Source organism: Streptococcus sp. LMAG:39 (assembly GCF_008680485.1).
Lineage (GTDB): Bacteria > Bacillota > Bacilli > Lactobacillales > Streptococcaceae > Streptococcus > Streptococcus pasteurianus.
In genome coordinates this window covers 1,519,340-1,536,153 of the sequence record NZ_NALE01000001.1, presented here as the reverse complement: position 1 = coordinate 1,536,153, position 16,814 = coordinate 1,519,340, and the positions used below count along the sequence as shown (strand labels likewise).

The following is a 16,814-nucleotide window of genomic DNA, read 5'->3' as shown; positions in this document are numbered from 1 at the left end:
ATAACTTATCTCACTTTTTCCAGCAAAGATAAGAAGTCTACTGGTGTATCACCTGGTACCATTTGCGCAATTAGTTTTGTCCCTTTCGCATTGATAGCATCAAAATCTTTTATATCATCACTAACAACATTAATTGATCGTGTTACAGAACGCGTTTCAGAACTCTGTGACATATTTCCCACATTAAGTTCAGGAATAACAACCCCCCGCTCAATTAATCCCAAAAAACGATCTGGTTTACGAGCAACAATCATCAAACGTTGTGAATCATATTTTCCTGCTAAAATATTATTCGCCGCTTTCTCTACTGTTAAAATGGATAATTTGACTCCTGCAGGTGTAGCTAACTTAAGTGCCGTTTTTTCAAGGCTACTATCTACAATTTCATCATCCACTACCATAATTCGACTAATATTCAATTTGGTAGTCCACAAATTTGCAACTTGACCATGAATAAGTCTTCCATCAATACGTGCTGCAATAATTGTCATAAATTTTCTCCTTCTATTTTTTTGAAATTAGGCTCCATGCAAAGATTTAGAGTTTCTTGGTAATATCCCTCTGTTTCAAAAATAGTAATCGTATTTTCGCCACAAACCATCATTCCCCTAGGAATATAAAGTGACAATGTTGGTCCAATATTCCAAAATCTACCAAGATTATAGCCGTTAATGAAGGCAACTCCTTTTCCGAATCCAGACATATCCATATAAGTATCTTCTGGATTTAAACAATGAAATTTAAATTCATAAAAACTTGGTACTCCTTCTCGCCAAGGGCTAGAATACTTAAGGTTCTTAATAGAATTCATAGATAAAGGATAAGTTTCCCATTGATTAACAAAATGTAAATCAAGCATCACACCACGACCGATTCCTTTATGTTGACTTGGTGCTGTTAATTTGTGTCCATAATTTACCCGCCCCATATTTTCAACTAAAATATCAAGTTGACTCTCTTCTGAAGTGAAGTTAACTTGAATATCATCTCCGATTTCTTCCTGGTACTGGGTAACAATATGGTTGCCATTTAAGAAAACTTGTGCTCTATCTCTTGTATCAATAAGTCTCACTTTTTCAGTGTTTCCCTGATAACCATTTAACTTAGTTCGATAAAAAATATAACCAGTTGACTGATTTAAAGCTTCCATATTCTGAGGATAAAAACTCGTATGACACTCACCGATATCTTCAAGAACTGAAACTAAATTCGTTTTAGCTGAAAGAGCAATATCCTTTATAGCCATAGTTGGCTTTACTAAAGGTGTAGCATAATGCAACTCTGGGTATTTATTTTTTAAACGATGTTGCAATATGTAGAATTTTTTCGTTGGATTACCTGCTTCATCTAATATAGCATCGTAATCATATGAAGTAACCTGTGGTAAATCTGTCTGTTTCCGAGCGGAACAGCCATTCATAAAACCAAAATTGGTACCACCGTGAAACATGTAAAGATTGATGCTTCCTATTTCAATAGCTTCCATGACAGCATCAGCTAGCTCCTCAGGGTCACGTTTAATCACGGGTTCCCCCCAACGATTAAACCAGCCATCCCAAAACTCCATACACATCAGAGGCCACTTTTTACCATATTGCTGGAAAAACATTTCCATAGAAGCAAAATTCTCTTTTGCTTTAGAACCAAAATTTCCTGTTACTAAAACATCATCTTCAATAAGGCTTCCTGCACGTAGAGCCGTATGCCAAGGGCCATCTGAGGTAAAGAAGGGTTCTTCCAAGCCTAGTTCAAGCATCATCTGCTTAAGTTCTCTTAAATAAACCTTATCTTCACCATAAGAACCATATTCATTTTCAACTTGAAACATCAGAATATTTCCTCCTTGATCAAGTTGATGCTTAATCAATCTAGGAATTAATGCTTCATAATAACGTTTCACTACCTGTAAAAAGCCTTTATCTTGTGAACGAACTCTAACTCCTTTCTCCAGTAGCCATGCCGGTAAACCACCAAATTCCCATTCAGCACAAATGTATGGTGAAGGTCTAACAATAGCATATAGTCCTAACTCCTGTGCAATCGTTAAAAATCTTTCTAGGTCTAAAATACCAGTAAAATCAAATTCTCCCTCACGTGGTTCGTGTAAATTCCAAGGTACATATGTTTCAACTGTATTGAATCCCAAAGCCTTTAAATTATAAAGTGACTGATACCAGTCATCTGGATGAATTCGAAAATAGTGAATAGAACCAGATAAGATCTTAAATGGCTTACCGTCAAGAAAGAACGATTCTTTAATTTGAAAACGCTTCATTTTTTCTCCCTTTATAACCGCCTTCTATCTATATAAATAATAACATTATTAAGTGGTTATATCAAGTGTTTTTTATTATTTTTTATAAATTATATATGTCTTTTTGACTATCTTTTTATATCTTCTTAAATGTCCGCAAAGCCTTATTTTATAGGCTCTACGGGCATTTTGCTTTTGTGGTAAACCTCACATATCTAGGTCTATCTTCTTATATTTTCGCTATCAAGCATGGTTAAAATCGTGGTAAATACTTCTTATGCGATTAGACGCTGAACCTCTGATTTTGCGGTATCTATGGACGCATGAGCATACCAGTTCATTGTGATACTGATATTTGAATGTCCCATGATATACTGTAAATCTTTTGGGTTCATGTTCTTACTTGCCAATCTTGTGCAGAATGTATGGCGTAGCGTATGCGGTGTGATATGTGGCAAGGGATTGTCCTTGTGTTGCTTGTTGTATTTCTTTACCATACGGACAAAAAGCATATTGTAATCAATCGCAACTTTTGGCTTGCCTTTCTGATTGACAAATAGAAAGTTGCCCCGTCCGTCTATCATAAACGGTTCTGCCTTTGGGCGTTTCTTCATAACCCGTTGAAATGCTTGTATCGTTTCTCTGCTTAATGGCACTTGCCTTGTTCCGCTTTTTGTCTTAGGCGTTTCAATGTAATAGCCCTGTTCCTTGCTCTTTAGTAACTGGTGGTCGATAACTACAACCTCATGGATAAAATCAACGTCCATAATTGTCAGTCCGCACAGTTCCGAGATACGAAGTCCTGTCTTTAACAGTATCAGCACATCATCATAATACTTGTGATACACATTGTCCGTCTTGATAAATGAGAGTAAGGCTTGTTCCTGTTCCTCTGTCAATGCGACTTTCTCTTTGGTATCATTTTCTAGGACTTCACTTAACTTGAAATCAAAAGGGTTTTTCCTTACACAATCGTCTTGTATGGCGATATAGAATGACGCTTTTAACGAGCGTTTATAGTTGTTAATGGTGTTATAGGAAAAGCCTTTGTCTTTCATGCGTAATGCCCATTCTTTAGCGTCAGAGGGTTTTATCGTATCAATGCTCCTAGCACCTAACTTGTCCTCTTTCAATAACCGCATGAGTTGTTCCCGTTGTTTCTGTGTGCTTTTCTTCACATTTGCCCTCTGTGCGTTCTGTTTGGCATAAAGTTGGCAAAGCGTCATTTTCTTGCCTGTGCTGTCGATACCGTCCTCAATATCCCGTCTTATCTGCTGTTCCAGTTCTCGAAGTGAGGGTTTTTCCCGCTTTCCCTTTGGTGTCGGGTCTGTTGGTGTCAATCTCCAAGCATACACATATTTTGTGTTTCCAAATGCGTCTACATATTTATATAAGTATTTTCCGTCTGTTCGTTGGCTCTCTCCAGTATGCAGGATACGACCTTTGTTATCCCGTCTTTTTTCTTTCATGGTGTCTGCTCCTTTCCTTGTTGGAAAGAGCCTTGATATGACTTGTTTTCATCATAACACATACAAGGCTCATTTGCACTAGATAGCGTCCAATTTATCAATGACCTGTTCAAACTGTCGGCGTTTAATCTGTATGCGGTTGCCATTCATAATGAGCCAGCCAGCGTCCTTGTTTTCCTCTGCCAAGCGTCTTAACTTGTTTTCTCCGATACGGAAATACTTTGACGCTTCTTCAATGGTAAGGGTGTATTTTTCCCATACGGGAATATCGTTGCTGTTCATCAGATACCCCCTTTCCCATGTTTCGTGTCATACTGGATATAGGGGATAAGGTCGGTGCGGTCAATCCTCTGTAAATGAGCAGTTAGTTTACTGGAAAGGGAGTTGCTGTATCTTGCCTTATCCAGCATAGTTCCCACTTTTTCCAGTCCACCTAATGCGTCATGTTCTTCCAAGAAGTAAAAACTTTTGACCGCTGAAATCACGCCACCCTCTGTGAGCCATTGCTGTGTTTCTTCAAGGGAATTATGCTGTTTTGGTACTTGCAGTTTCAAGACTTCCACAGCCCCTAAAAAGCGTTCCCAAAACCGACACGTTTTCCATCTGCTCTTATTGCTTTCATTTCTGTTTGGTACGACAAAGCGTAGGTTGTTTGCCAATAGACCGAAAGCCAGTTCTCCAAGTTCCAGCGGTCTGTCCTTGAATGTCATGGCAAAGGCATGAGCCTTTTCGTCACGCAGTTGCATTTCTGTCCGTTTCCAGCTCCCCACTTCATCAAGCGACTTATTATACTTGGAACAGACTTCCTTATCCTTGTCATAAAAGCGGTAGGACAATCCCGATTTTCCAGCTCCGATATAGACAGTCTTTGCGGTGTCGAAATCATCAAACTTGCTTTCGTCAAACTTATAACCCTCACTGTTTGAGATAAATTCCTCTTTTTCGCATTTCTTCTTTATCTGCTCAATGGTAAAGAATGGCTTTTCGTTCTTATCGTCAATGGCAATATCAAGTCTTGTGAAATGGAAATTATCCAGTCCGTATCTTCGCTCGCAACGTCGGAACATATCCCCAAAGGTATAATTCCTACTGTCGAGAATACGGAAAATATCATCACAACCTCTGCCAGTCATAACAAGATAACAGCCTAGCCCCTGTGGGTTGTCCTCTGTCTTTCTTGCGTCCCCCGATACATAAATATCTCCAATCTGCCAGCGTGCTTGATAAGTCTTGAATTTTATCGTTGCTGGATAAACATTGAAAATGTCAGTCGGTAAACCTAAAATGTGCATGATGATATCTTCTGCGGTTGTAGTATCAAATACAATGCTGATGTAATCAATCTTAACGGATAAATTTTTGTGTGTAGTTATAGTGCATTTCTCCTTTCGTATGCCCCGTTTTTTTGCGGGGTAAAAATCGTGTTTTTTCCTTTATTTATCACAGTTTCTAGGTACTATGACATGTATACGCAGGGCGGTGTTACATATACGCCCTTTATAAACGCCTAAAGGCGTTCCCTTTCTTCCTGTGTCTGATCCGTTCTTGACGCTCACGAGCCTTGTAAGGCTCGTGGCTAAACGGAACAGCCCCAGTCAGAAACCTTATTTTCGGTCTGATAGTCCATGCTTATTCATGCTATCAAAATGAAAATACATCTTTCCTATGCTTACTCAAGCGTGTGATTGACCCTAGCGTGCTTAATCACTCAATCTACCACGATAATAACTCCATTAGAATTACTTGTCAAGATATTTTTCTTGACTTTTTACAACAAAATAAGTATGATAGGCTTATAAAGGAACGTAAAAGACGGGAAAGGAGAAGCTATACTAAGTTATGGAACGTTATATAAAGAAAATGAGTTTTTTGGGAGAGAACATACAGACCATAAGAAAACACAGAGGAATGAAACAACAGGAACTGGCAGACAAAATCGGTATCAATATGCAGAGCCTTTCCAAGATTGAACGTGGCGTGAATTATCCTACCTTTGATACGTTAGAGAAGATAATGGACGTGTTGGGAGTAACACCCAATGAATTATTGTCGGGAGAATGGAAGTATATCGACCACACCGAGCCCTATATCATGGATATTATCAAACGGGAACAAGACTTTAATGTTTCCTTAGATTATCTGTCTGAAAATGAGTTTTTCAATGATGAAAAAGAATGCAGATTTTACAAGGCATATAAACTCATACAGTATATCCATAACTACATTACCAATGAGGTTACGGAGTTGGAAGAACTTATGGAAATCAAGCAGTTGATACAACGTCAAAAACTGGAACGAATGATAAAAGTACATAAGGAAATGCGAGGGTTAGACCGATACAGAGAACAGCCCAAAGAGTATAAATACCATGACCCTTATGATGATTGGATATTCCGTCAGCTTGCAGATATAGACAACAGAAACAACATTCCCGACACTTCGCCACAATTAGATTTTAATGAGGGAGATTATGAAGATTATCTAAAGGCGAAATGGAACAGAGGTCTTTAATTTCCTCTTGCATGGAAGATACAGCAAAGAAAAAGCTTTTTCTTTTCTGTTGTGGGGTAATCAAGAGGAAGAAAGAAAAAGTGTGCATTTTTGTTCCATAGAAAAATGCTAAGGGTATGCTGATTTTTATTGTGGCGGATATATGGAACTGTTATAATGTGGATATGAAGAAAGCGACAAATTTGAATTTTCTTAATTGAAATAAACTAGACATATATGTCTAATCCTTATAAATACGGCATTTCTCACTTTATGTCGTGTTGTTTACAGATGAAATGAGCTAATCTATCGATGAAAGGAGGAAGCGAATAGAACAGCAAAAAGTTGGGAGTTTTCTAAAAGAGCTTCGTAAAGAACAAAATCTTACCCAAGAACAATTAGGCGTGTCTGGAAGAAGCGTATCTCGATGGGAAACAGGTATAAATATGCCAGATATTAGCCTTTTAGTAGAAATTGCAGAGTTTTATGATGTAAGTATTTCTGAAATTATCGATGGAGAAAGGAAAAGTGAGAAAATGAATGAAGAAGTGAAAAAAACAGCATTAAAGTTATCAGATTACACAGAAACTATAAACAAGACTATAAGAAAAAGACTATTTTTCTTAACAATTATTGCATTTATAGGAATGTTAGCATTTGTAACGATTGAGGCATTGGGATTAGATACACCTAACAGCATATACGAAAATATTGCGGGTTGCGGATTAGGGTTAAACTTTGGGATTCTGATTGTTATTGCTATGTATTTATCTGGTATTCTTACAAAGATAAAAGAAAGACGGATGACGAGAAAAAATGCACGAAATATGTAGTGAGTAATCATAAAGTCGTTACTTGAAAGAATGCGAAACTTCCAGTTTATAGGGAAGAAAAAATAAATCATCACAGAGCCGGACGCACAAGACGCAGAGCCGATGAACAAGTACAGTATCATGGGAAAAAAGAAACAATGTAGGGAAAAGCAGTCTGGGCAGTATAAATGGATAAGAAATTCTCGATTGGGAAATTTACATTTTGCTTTCGATGACCAGAATGAAAATCGTTACCGTTGCGCCTGTTTTCACAAGCGTTGCGTGACATAAAAAGAATTCTATTTTAATATCAAAGTATCAAAAACAAAGGAGGTTCTTTTTATGTTGAAGGAATTAAAGAAAAACAAAATGAGTGTTGTTGCAACTGGGATTTTATTTGGTGTTATGGGGGTATTAATTATTCCTATGATAGCGGTAATTGTAAAAATATCGAATGCATTATCCCAAAAACATCCTAGGATATACAAGTATAGTATGATTGCTTTTATCGGTATGCTATTGGCAATTAGCCTATTTTTCGTTGTTATTAAACATCAGATGAGTTTTCTTGTAATAGTTGCTTGTTTAGCAATAACATTATGCGACACTATTAAAAACAGATAATAAATGGAGTACAACTATGGAAATATCAGATTTGATTAAATTAGCCAGAATTGAAAAGGGCTTAACCCAACAACAACTGGCTGATGTTGTCTTTGTTACGCGACAGACAATTTCGAAATGGGAATTGGGAAAAAGTGTTCCTGACCAAGCCTCTCTTATATTGCTATACCAGTATTTGGACATCAAGGATAATGAGAAAAAACAGTTATCAAAGCTTATTTTTAATAAGCAAAATATTATATTAATTTTGATTGCAATCTTATTTTCTCCTATGGTTATTGGAGTACGTTTTATCTGTTGTAAAATTGATAAGATTGAAAATCGCAAAATTAAAGCGGTAATCAAGGTTATTGGCTTTGTTGTATTCTCATCTTATCTAGTATCTTTAAAAGAAAATGTGGCGTATTTGTTAATTGGTATATTTTCTCTGGTGTATTTGTTATATCAATTCTATTTGAGTGGATTGGAAACTAAATGATTTGTGTCAGCAAGTTTAAGGCAAGCGATAATTCATGAAATTCCAGTTTGACAACTTCATATCCATACACACAAAGCAGTTAGTCTTAGGATTGACTGCTTTTTAACAAAAGACACCGCTTAGGTGTTAAGGGTGTCTTTTTAGTGCTATTTTATTGTCATATCAAGGCTCATTCAATCGTGGTAAATTCGTGGTAAATTGAATAATTTTCTATACTTCAAATTGCTTGAAAGTATAGTGTTTATGCGGACAATCGAAAATTATATATAAAATTTAAAATTAAATATTTAAATAAATCAGTTATTTTCCATCACTTAGCCTATAATCAAGTTAATTTTACAAATTAGTTATTATCTAGTAAAATGGTTGGTATTAATATTGTGAGGATTTGAATAGAATGGTTAAAAAAGAACCAAAATATAGAATGATTCAAAAAGAATTACAAGAAGAAATTATTTCAGATAACTATATATGTGGTGATAGATTTTATAGTGAAGCAGAGCTTTGTACTCGTTATCAAGTGAGCTCCATCACCGTTATTAGAGCTCTTAAAGAGCTAGAAAAAGCTGGGTATATTACTAGAAAGCAAGGTGTTGGTACTTTTGTATCCCAACCTCGTAAAGAAAAGATCGTTAAATTTTCAAATATTGAAGATTCCTCAACAAAGCAAGATGTTATAAATGTGCTTTCTATCGAAAAAGGAAACGACCCTTATTATCTTAATAAATTGAATCTCCATAAAAGTGAATATTATTATAAGATTACCCGTATTAAATACAACGACAGCACCCCTTATATATATCATCAAGCCTATATTCCACATGATTATATTTTAGATTCACATGTGCCCTTAGAAAAATTCAATTCTATTTATAGACGCTTCCGACATGATTTCAATATCTATCTATCTGAGGCCTTATTCAGAGAAACTACTGAAGTAATCTTCCCTGCACCAGAAACTATTGCTTCACAGTTAGAATTACCAGATAAAGAACCTGTAATTTACCAATTGAAAACGATGAAACATCCTAAAAATGGCCGTATCTTAGAATACTCTGAAACATACAAGCATTGGCACTTCTTTAAAACTGAAATCACTCATCAAAATTTTTAGATGAACAAAAAATTTTTCCTATCCTGATACCTTATTTTATTCTAAAACCTTAGGATCAATTCCCCTAGTTGTTTAGACATCATATCAACTCTAAATAACGATATAACCTCTTATCATCCTACTAACTTTAAACTGCATGATGCATAAATAGTATAGAAGCGATAATTTTTCACTAATAAGACCGAATACACAAAAATGGGAAATCACTATATTGTAATTTCCCACTTGTATAATATATTTAGTTCATATGCAAGATATCACTAATACTCTAACAAAGTAACTATTATCTTACACTTTCTCAGTCCAAGAGCTAGCTGTTTTGGCAAGGACTTCATTAAGTTCTTCAATGTTTTTACGTCCTTGTGTTCTTAACCAATCACGGGCTGCTGCTTCGCCTTCTTCGATATACACTTGTACAGAGCCAGCCCAAGTAGCACGTCCACAAAGGACACCGTTGAATTTTGCACCTGACTCAGCCGCAAATACCAACGTTTCTTGGAAAAGTTTTGCTGAAACACCCGCGCTAAGATAGATATATGGCAAATGACTTGCTGCTTCTTGATCTTTGAAAGCTTTAGCGGCTTCTTCTTTAGTGTAAACCACTTCACCTTCCGCAAAACCTTCAACATATGTCATGTTGACAGGGACTTCAACCTTGAGCACATCAATACCAAAGCGGGCATCAGAGAAAACTTTCATGGCTTCGTTAACTTTGTGAGGTTTTACTTTGGCAAAGGCTGCGCTTGTATTGTCAGAGATACTTTCATCATAAGTTAAGATTTCAAGGAAGAATGGCACATCTTCAGCTTTACACTCTGCACCAATGCGTTCGATATAAGCTTGTTTTTGAAGATTAACGTATTCGTCACCATCAACGTCATAATAAAGCAAGAATTTCACTGCATCAGCTCCCGCTTCTTTAAGACGTTTAGCTGACCATTCTACCAAACAATCTGGTAAACGACTTGTTGTTGTCGCATCGTAACCTGTTTTTTCATAAGCTAACAAGAGACCTGAATCCGCATCACGAACCTTACTTGCTGGCAAACCATACTCAGGGTCAAGAAGAATAGATGACGCATACGGTGTCAATTCTTCTGAAACCAGGGCTTTCAATTGTTCGATTTGTTCAACACTTGGTTCTTCTGTTTGATAGTTTGCCATCATGCGTTTAAGTGCTCCTCGTTGGTCAAATGCCAAAGCAGAAATCACGCCATCACGACTAAGCTTTTCAAGCAAGTTACGTTTTTCTTGTGTTAATACTACCATATCGCTTCTCCTATTTTTCAAAAGGATGTATTGTAACACCCTTAACTACTCGATTAACTGTTCCAGTAGCTGACGGCGTATCTGGTAAATTTTTTACCTTAACAGATGACAATAAAGCTATTATTTGAGCTACAAAAATCATTGGAAATGCAAGGTAAGCATCTGGCAAAAGCTCTGCTTCTACAAAATCAAATTTATCTCCAGAAAAATTTGATTTTCCTTTTTGAGCAATTGCAAGAGTCTCCACTGCCACTTGATCTGTGTAAACTTCCTCTAAAATATCTAAGTCATACTGACGAACATAAGGATCATTATTAACAAACGTAATAACAATAGTCTGCTCATCAACAAACGATTTTGGACCATGTCTAAATCCCATTGATGAATCATAAAGAGTTGCAATTTGTCCAGCAGTTAACTCTAAAATTTTTAATTGTGCTTCGTGTGTTAACCCTTTTAAACAACCTGAGCCTAAATAAACAATTCTATTAAAATCTTTTGAAACAATATGTTGGAGTTCTTCTTCCCTCGTAATAACGTCGTTGGCAAGTTCTCTTATTACCTTGATATAACGTTCTTTATCAGATAATGATGCTTTTAAATCAAAAACTAACAAAGATGTCAACATCATACAAGAGAAGCTACCTGTCATAGCAAACCCAGCATCATTTGACCGCTCAGGCATTAAGAGTAGAAGGTTATTTTGTTGTTCCTTAGCTCTTTTAGCGAGAGCACCGTCAGCAGCACAAGTTATTGTTAAATGGTAAACATTATTAATTAATTGTTCTGCTAAATTAACAGTTGCCACACTCTCTGGGCTATTTCCACTTCTTGCAAACGATACTAGTAATACTGTATCATTTTCGTAAAAATAATACTCTGGACATGACACAATATCTGTTGTTCCAATACTTAAAAAGTCAAAATGTTCTGTGTCACCGTGTTTTTGAAGATAGGCATAGATAGTTTCTCCGATATACTCTGAAGTCCCTGCTCCCGTAAAAATTACTTTTACTTTTTTTCCACCAGAAGAAACAACTACTTTTTTTAGAAACTCTTCAATTTCTGACTTTTTACTGATGAAATAATCAAATACTTCTTGCCAGAGTTCTGGTTGTTGTTTTATCTCGCGTGTCGTTATCTCGGCACCCATAGTTTTTAGTTCTTCAAAAGATAAATTAAACATTTACTAATCCTCCATGATTAAAATTAGATAGAAGACGGTTTTAATCAATTAGATGGATAATGTATAACTCGGTAGCGAAACTGATCAGCACGCGCAATACTGAAAGTAAATTCAATAATCATATTTTTATCATTGAATGTCTTACGTACCATATGTAAAACAGGATCACCCTTTTTGATTCCTAATAATTTTGCTTCGTAATCAAGGGCTATACTAGCATAGAACTCTTCATCCGCCTGACGTATAATTTGCTTATAATCCTCTGAAAAAATTTCATAAAGTGGCTTATCTTGCAGTCTTTCTTTTTTCAAATCTGAAAATAAGCTAGCAGGTACATAAGTCCTTTCAAACATCATAGGCTTGCCGTCTGCCTTTCGTAGACGCTCAAATTCTAGCATATCTGTTCCCACTTCCAAATTCAAATGCTTTGAAAGATAAGGAGTTACCTGCATCTTTTCAAACGATAATAAATCGGTTTGCGGCTTTTTGCCTAATTCTTTCATATGTTCAGTGAAACTATAGGCAGACGCTAAATCTGTAGTAGGTCCTTTTATTTCAGAAACGTAAGTTCCCTTACCTTGCTTTTTGTAAATCAGTCCTCTACTCTCCAATTCTTTTAAAGCTTGTCTTACTGTAATACGACTAACATCATAAGTCGTACTCAACTCACGTTCAGATAACAACTTATCATTTGGAGACATCGAATTTCTTATTTCCAATTCCAACATATCTACTAATTGTAGATAAAGAGGTTGATTTTTTTTAGTGCGCACGTTCTCCTCCTTTCTGGCTATAACCACTTATAGTTTATTATATTATTTGTTTTTTGTCAACACATTATGTATAGTTAATAATTACAATTTATATTACCAGATCAAAATTCATTCAATTTATAATAAATTTACAGAGACGAGCCCTTTTTCGATCGTTCAAAATACTTTAAAGGACAGTATTTATGTTAATCATATATAAAATTTTTGAGAGAATTTCAAAAAAAATTAATGCGCTGTCATTTCTATGTTATAATATACGAAGATGCTTTGTTACTCGCAGAAGTTTAACATCATTGAACTTATCTAATAACACTATGTTATTGAAGGAATCTTTAAATTTATAAAAAGGAAAAGGAGCTTTCATGAAAAACTCAAGAAGTGAAGTTACTTATCTCATTCTTAGTATTATTTTAATTGCCTTTGGAGCTGGTATCTACCTAATCTTTGGTAACAGCTATGCCAGCAACTCAACTTCACAAGCAACTACTGCTACCTCATCTTCTTCGTCTACTACTAGTGAAGAAGATTTAGAAGCTAAAGCGGCATCCTTACTCGCAGAAGCACAAGCTAATCCGACATCAGAAGCTGTTACTAATGCACAAGCAGCGATTAATAAACTTTCTGATGAAAGTAAAAAAACAGATTTACAATCACAATTGGATGCTGTCTCTGCTGAAGTAACCAATGAAAGCAATGCGGAAACAGCTGTTGCAACGGCAGAATCTGAACAAACAAGCGCAAATGTCACTGCGGCACAAGCAGCAATTGATGTTCTAACAAATGAAACCGTCAAAGACCAACTTCAAGCTCGTTTGGATGCTGTTTCTAACGCTATCGCAGCAGCAACTACACAAAACAATACTACTTCAGGTAATTCAACATACAGCACTTACGGTAATACTTATTCTGATTCGACTATCACTAATAGCGATTCTTACGGATACTAATTATTATGTCAATCGGGCTTATCTTTTCAGCCATTGGCGCAACTTGTTTAGCAATCTCATCTTTTGCCAAAACTAAGAAAAGCATGTTGAGTTGGCAACTATCTGATTATTTCTTTACCATGGTTGCCAATTTTTTGTTGGGTGGCTATACGGGAGCTATTTCTATCAGTGTTTCTATTATTCGAAATACGCTCATGATTAAGAAATGGGATTCAATTTATACAACTGTTCTCCTCGTTATCATTCAAGTAACATTAGGCATGCATGTCAATAATTTAGGATTAATCGGCTGTTTACCTTTGATTTCATCAGTATCTTATACTATCGTTTCTTTTTTGACTGATAAGGTACAATGGCTTCGCTGGGTAACGGTTGAGAATATGCTACTTTGGTCTTTATACGACTTCACCATTAAAGCCTATCCTGCTTTAGTTATGGACGTGGTCATCACAATTACAACACTTATTGCTATTAAAAAATACAGTGGCTTAAATCGTCATACACAAAACCCCCAAGACTGATATTCATCTTGGGGGTTTTAACGTTTATTTTGTTTCGTATCCTAATAAGATACCACCATCTTCACCATAGAAGCTACAAAGTCCTGAAGCTTTGATAAATGTGATATCGGCTTGAGGGTATTTCTCTTTGATTTTATCACTTAGCTGTTGGCAAGCTTTTTCATTGTTGGCGTGAGTAATCATGACTTTACCACCTTGATAACCTTCTTTGAACATTTCATCGATTGTTGCTTGAACAGCTTTTTTCTGACCTCTTGCCTTGTGAAGAAGCTCTAAAGTCCCTTCGTCACTAGCTTTTCCGACCATACGAATGTTAAGAAGTCCGATAACTTTACCAATCAATTTGCTCAAGCGACCATTTTTCACCAAGTTATCCACACGAGCAAGAATAAAGAGTAATTTGGTCTTAGCTTGGTAAGCAGTAATCGCTTCGACCACCTCATCAAAGCTGAGACCTTTAGCAATTAGACGGTTTAACTCTAAAACAATCAAGTCAATTTCACCGCCTGCAGATAGTGAGTCAATCACATGAATATTAACATTTGGGTGTTCTTCAAGAAGCATATTTTTAGCCACTTGAGCGCTGTTTTGACTTCCTGATAAATTTCCTGTAATCGTAATAGCAATGACATTTTCAGCGCCTTGGTAGGCTTGTAAGAAGGCATCTGGGCTTGGGCAACTTGATTTTGATGATGTAGGACTTGCATACACACTTGCCATCATATTATCGACATCTAACCCTTCATCATCCACAAAAATTTCTGAGCCAATCTGTATTGTTAGAGGGACATTTTGAAATTCTGTGTGGTCTGCGATAGCTTCGATATGTTTAATATCACAGCCAGAATCTGTCACAATTTTCCAAGTCAAATCTCTTTTCCTCCATTTCTTTTGATTTTGATATTATTTGACAAACAAAGTATTTTCTCCTAAAATTATATCATTAGAGCCTTTATCTTAGCTATCAAAAACAATCAGACGTCACAAGTGAGAGGATTTTGTCATGACGGAAAAAACAATTTCACAAAAATCCTTGCAAAATTTGCAGGTGTCCAACAAGGAGTCACGAAAATTAACGCGTGAATCACTTGAAACTGCGCTTTTACTTCTTCTTGAAAAGAAACCACTAAATCAAATTACGATTTCTGAACTCGTCGCTAAAGCTGGCGTTTCACGTAATGCTTTCTATCGAAATTACAAATCTAAGGAAGCCATTCTTGAATCTATTTTAACGCAAATTGTTCGCCGTATTTTTCGAGGCATCAAAAATTTCGATTTAAAGACACAGCTCTCCCAAGCGTGGCTTTTCATATTGACGGAGGCGAAAAAGGAAGCCAACGTTTTACGAATGATTTTTGAACAACACCTTGAAAAGCTATTGACAAGTATCGTTTCTAAACGCTTAAAAGCTTATCAACGTTTCAAGAAAAAGCATGATTCTCGCTACACTAATTCTTTCTGGAGTAATGCCATTATCTCAGTACTCTCAAACTGGGTAGCCGACGATATGCGAATTCCTGCCGAAGAAGTAGCCGCTATTGGTTTACCCCTTTTCTTATGAAAAGAACCCCTCTAACCACGATTTGGTTGGAGGGATTTTATTTTGGGTGAATTACCTAATCTTGATTACATTTTTTCTTTGGCAAAAGTAAACATTTGTTCTAAAATCAAATCACAAACTATACATTTGTTGATTTTAAAGGGGTAGATTATGGCAATAGAAGAAAAATTAAATTGTAGAACCTTAAAAACTCGATTAACAATCAGAGAAGCCTTGTTGGCACTATTAAAGCATAAGGAATTAAGAGAGATTACCATAAAAGAATGTCTTGACTCCCTTTACACGATTACGCAAACTCTGGACGGCGTTTACATGGCAGATACAGGTAGCCAATGGAAAAAGAACATTAAATTATTGGTTAAAGATTTGAAAGAAGCCACACCGAGTAGTAAAGAAAGCTGGAAACAGGTAGCCAAAACATTTGGTCAGGCAGGACTTAGCCACCACAGAACCATTTTTATCAAATAAAAACCTGATTGAGTCATATCAATCAGGTTCACTTGTTATTTCAACACATAATCGTAAATGGCTTGGGCTACGCCTGCTTGGTCGTTGGTTGTTGTTTCGTAGCGGCAAAGCGCTTTGACTTCGTCAGTCGCATTTCCCATGGCAACACTGTTATCAGCAAATTCTAGCATTTCAATGTCGTTAGCAGCATCACCGATTGCCATTACTTCTGCTGGAGTAAAGCCAAGTTTTTCTGACAAAGCTTTAAGAGCAGTGGCTTTTGTATAACCTTTCGGCATAATTTCAAAGATGTATTCTTGACTGCGCACCACGCTAAATTCAGGTTCCAAGGCACTTTCTTTAGCTTCTTGGAATAGGTCTAAATAAGGCGCTCTTGCCATATACATGGCTTGGAAGATAATTTCTGAACTAGCTTTCAATTCATCAATGCTAACAGCTTTAGCTGTATCGAAAACAAGCCCTGCATCATATTGAACCAATTCTGGCACTTCGCTTCCAACGGCATAATAATGTTTTTCGCCTGTCAATGTCAAGCAAACCTCTGGATAGCCCTCAACCGCTTGGTCTAGTTTGTCCAATTCGTCATTATTCACTTGGGCATAACTGACAAGCTCCCAATTCTTAGTATTGTAAATACTGCAGCCATTATTCATAATAATATATTCTTCATCAGTCAAGCCAAGTCGTTCAAAATAAGGCAGAATCCCTGATTTTGGTCGTCCTGTACAAAGAACAATTTTCACACCTGCTTTAGCAGCTTTTTGGATAGCTTTGACATTTTCATCAGGAATTTTTTTATCTGAATTGAGTAAAGTTCCGTCTAAATCAATTGCAATTAATTTAATCAT

At 36.2% G+C, this 16,814-nt stretch carries 19 protein-coding genes; 9 read left to right on the top strand and 10 right to left on the bottom strand.

Annotation, left to right across the window (positions count from 1 at the left end):
• Positions 1 to 5 precede the first annotated feature (5 nt).
• The 5 genes from CCC20_RS07895 to CCC20_RS07875 all read right to left on the bottom strand — a co-directional run bounded on the left by CCC20_RS07895 (position 6) and on the right by CCC20_RS07875 (position 5,066).
• Positions 6 to 491, bottom strand: coding sequence for a PTS sugar transporter subunit IIB (locus CCC20_RS07895; RefSeq protein ID WP_003063451.1), 486 nt, complete (start codon positions 489 to 491; stop codon positions 6 to 8).
• Positions 488 to 2,275, bottom strand: coding sequence for a glycoside hydrolase family 35 protein (locus CCC20_RS07890; RefSeq protein ID WP_058692750.1), 1,788 nt, complete (start codon positions 2,273 to 2,275; stop codon positions 488 to 490). The genes CCC20_RS07895 and CCC20_RS07890 overlap by 4 nt, the downstream gene beginning before the upstream one ends.
• A gap of 254 nt (positions 2,276 to 2,529) precedes the next feature.
• Entirely contained in the window at positions 2,530 to 3,723 is a 1,194-nt protein-coding gene (locus CCC20_RS07885) for a site-specific integrase (RefSeq protein ID WP_287179898.1), read from the bottom strand.
• 78 nt (positions 3,724 to 3,801) lie between these two features.
• A complete protein-coding gene (locus CCC20_RS07880) occupies positions 3,802 to 4,005 on the bottom strand; it encodes an excisionase (RefSeq protein ID WP_059026980.1) in 204 nt (67 codons plus the stop codon).
• The gene (locus tag CCC20_RS07875; RefSeq protein WP_278336205.1) at positions 4,005 to 5,066 is read right to left on the bottom strand and encodes a replication initiation factor domain-containing protein; all 1,062 of its coding nucleotides are present in this window, start codon (positions 5,064 to 5,066) and stop codon (positions 4,005 to 4,007) included. Before CCC20_RS07875 ends, CCC20_RS07880 begins: the two co-directional genes overlap by 1 nt.
• Positions 5,067 to 5,562: 496 nt before the next feature.
• Here CCC20_RS07875 and CCC20_RS07870 point away from each other — a divergent pair, with 496 nt between their 5' ends.
• The 5 genes from CCC20_RS07870 (at position 5,563) to CCC20_RS07850 (ending at position 9,241) form a co-directional block, all read left to right on the top strand.
• The gene (locus tag CCC20_RS07870) at positions 5,563 to 6,234 is read left to right on the top strand and encodes a helix-turn-helix domain-containing protein (RefSeq protein WP_044906876.1); all 672 of its coding nucleotides are present in this window, start codon (positions 5,563 to 5,565) and stop codon (positions 6,232 to 6,234) included.
• Between the two features lie 383 nt (positions 6,235 to 6,617).
• Positions 6,618 to 7,046: a helix-turn-helix domain-containing protein gene (locus CCC20_RS07865; RefSeq protein ID WP_233109324.1), complete on the top strand. Its 429-nt coding sequence runs from the start codon at positions 6,618 to 6,620 to the stop codon at positions 7,044 to 7,046.
• 321 nt (positions 7,047 to 7,367) lie between these two features.
• Positions 7,368 to 7,649, top strand: a complete 282-nt coding sequence (locus CCC20_RS07860; RefSeq protein WP_044906872.1) for a hypothetical protein — start codon at positions 7,368 to 7,370, stop codon at positions 7,647 to 7,649.
• A gap of 16 nt (positions 7,650 to 7,665) precedes the next feature.
• Positions 7,666 to 8,127: a helix-turn-helix transcriptional regulator gene (locus tag CCC20_RS07855; RefSeq protein ID WP_044906870.1), complete on the top strand. Its 462-nt coding sequence runs from the start codon at positions 7,666 to 7,668 to the stop codon at positions 8,125 to 8,127.
• Positions 8,128 to 8,524: 397 nt separating this feature from the next.
• Positions 8,525 to 9,241 (top strand): GntR family transcriptional regulator, encoded by a 717-nt coding sequence (locus CCC20_RS07850; protein WP_003063448.1) that lies wholly within the window; start codon positions 8,525 to 8,527, stop codon positions 9,239 to 9,241.
• A gap of 288 nt (positions 9,242 to 9,529) precedes the next feature.
• On the opposite strand, the gene lacD is transcribed toward CCC20_RS07850, so the two are convergent.
• From lacD to CCC20_RS07835, 3 genes are read right to left on the bottom strand one after another with little or no spacing between them, the layout of a single operon-like run.
• Positions 9,530 to 10,510 carry a tagatose-bisphosphate aldolase gene (lacD, locus tag CCC20_RS07845; RefSeq protein ID WP_058692749.1) on the bottom strand — a complete coding sequence of 327 codons (981 nt, stop codon included), beginning with the start codon at positions 10,508 to 10,510 and terminating at the stop codon, positions 9,530 to 9,532.
• 10 nt (positions 10,511 to 10,520) lie between these two features.
• Positions 10,521 to 11,696, bottom strand: coding sequence for an SIS domain-containing protein (locus CCC20_RS07840; RefSeq protein ID WP_003063445.1), 1,176 nt, complete (start codon positions 11,694 to 11,696; stop codon positions 10,521 to 10,523).
• 44 nt (positions 11,697 to 11,740) lie between these two features.
• A complete protein-coding gene (locus CCC20_RS07835; protein WP_013851495.1) occupies positions 11,741 to 12,469 on the bottom strand; it encodes a GntR family transcriptional regulator in 729 nt (242 codons plus the stop codon).
• Between the two features lie 362 nt (positions 12,470 to 12,831).
• On the opposite strand from CCC20_RS07835, the gene CCC20_RS07830 reads away from it, so the two are divergent.
• Together CCC20_RS07830 and CCC20_RS07825 are read left to right on the top strand one after the other, a co-directional pair.
• The gene (locus CCC20_RS07830; protein ID WP_003063442.1) at positions 12,832 to 13,416 is read left to right on the top strand and encodes an HlyD family secretion protein; all 585 of its coding nucleotides are present in this window, start codon (positions 12,832 to 12,834) and stop codon (positions 13,414 to 13,416) included.
• A 5-nt stretch (positions 13,417 to 13,421) separates the two neighbouring features.
• Positions 13,422 to 13,937 carry a YgjV family protein gene (locus tag CCC20_RS07825; protein ID WP_003063440.1) on the top strand — a complete coding sequence of 172 codons (516 nt, stop codon included), beginning with the start codon at positions 13,422 to 13,424 and terminating at the stop codon, positions 13,935 to 13,937.
• Between the two features lie 24 nt (positions 13,938 to 13,961).
• Here CCC20_RS07825 and CCC20_RS07820 read toward each other — a convergent pair whose 3' ends face one another.
• The gene (locus tag CCC20_RS07820) at positions 13,962 to 14,807 is read right to left on the bottom strand and encodes a DegV family protein (protein ID WP_003063439.1); all 846 of its coding nucleotides are present in this window, start codon (positions 14,805 to 14,807) and stop codon (positions 13,962 to 13,964) included.
• Between the two features lie 133 nt (positions 14,808 to 14,940).
• Here CCC20_RS07820 and CCC20_RS07815 point away from each other — a divergent pair, with 133 nt between their 5' ends.
• Both CCC20_RS07815 and CCC20_RS07810 read left to right on the top strand, forming a co-directional pair.
• Positions 14,941 to 15,498 (top strand): TetR/AcrR family transcriptional regulator, encoded by a 558-nt coding sequence (locus tag CCC20_RS07815; protein WP_003063437.1) that lies wholly within the window; start codon positions 14,941 to 14,943, stop codon positions 15,496 to 15,498.
• Between the two features lie 150 nt (positions 15,499 to 15,648).
• Positions 15,649 to 15,966, top strand: coding sequence for a hypothetical protein (locus tag CCC20_RS07810; protein ID WP_043910108.1), 318 nt, complete (start codon positions 15,649 to 15,651; stop codon positions 15,964 to 15,966).
• 35 nt (positions 15,967 to 16,001) lie between these two features.
• On the opposite strand, the gene CCC20_RS07805 is transcribed toward CCC20_RS07810, so the two are convergent.
• Positions 16,002 to 16,814, bottom strand: a complete 813-nt coding sequence (locus tag CCC20_RS07805; RefSeq protein WP_003063432.1) for a Cof-type HAD-IIB family hydrolase — start codon at positions 16,812 to 16,814, stop codon at positions 16,002 to 16,004.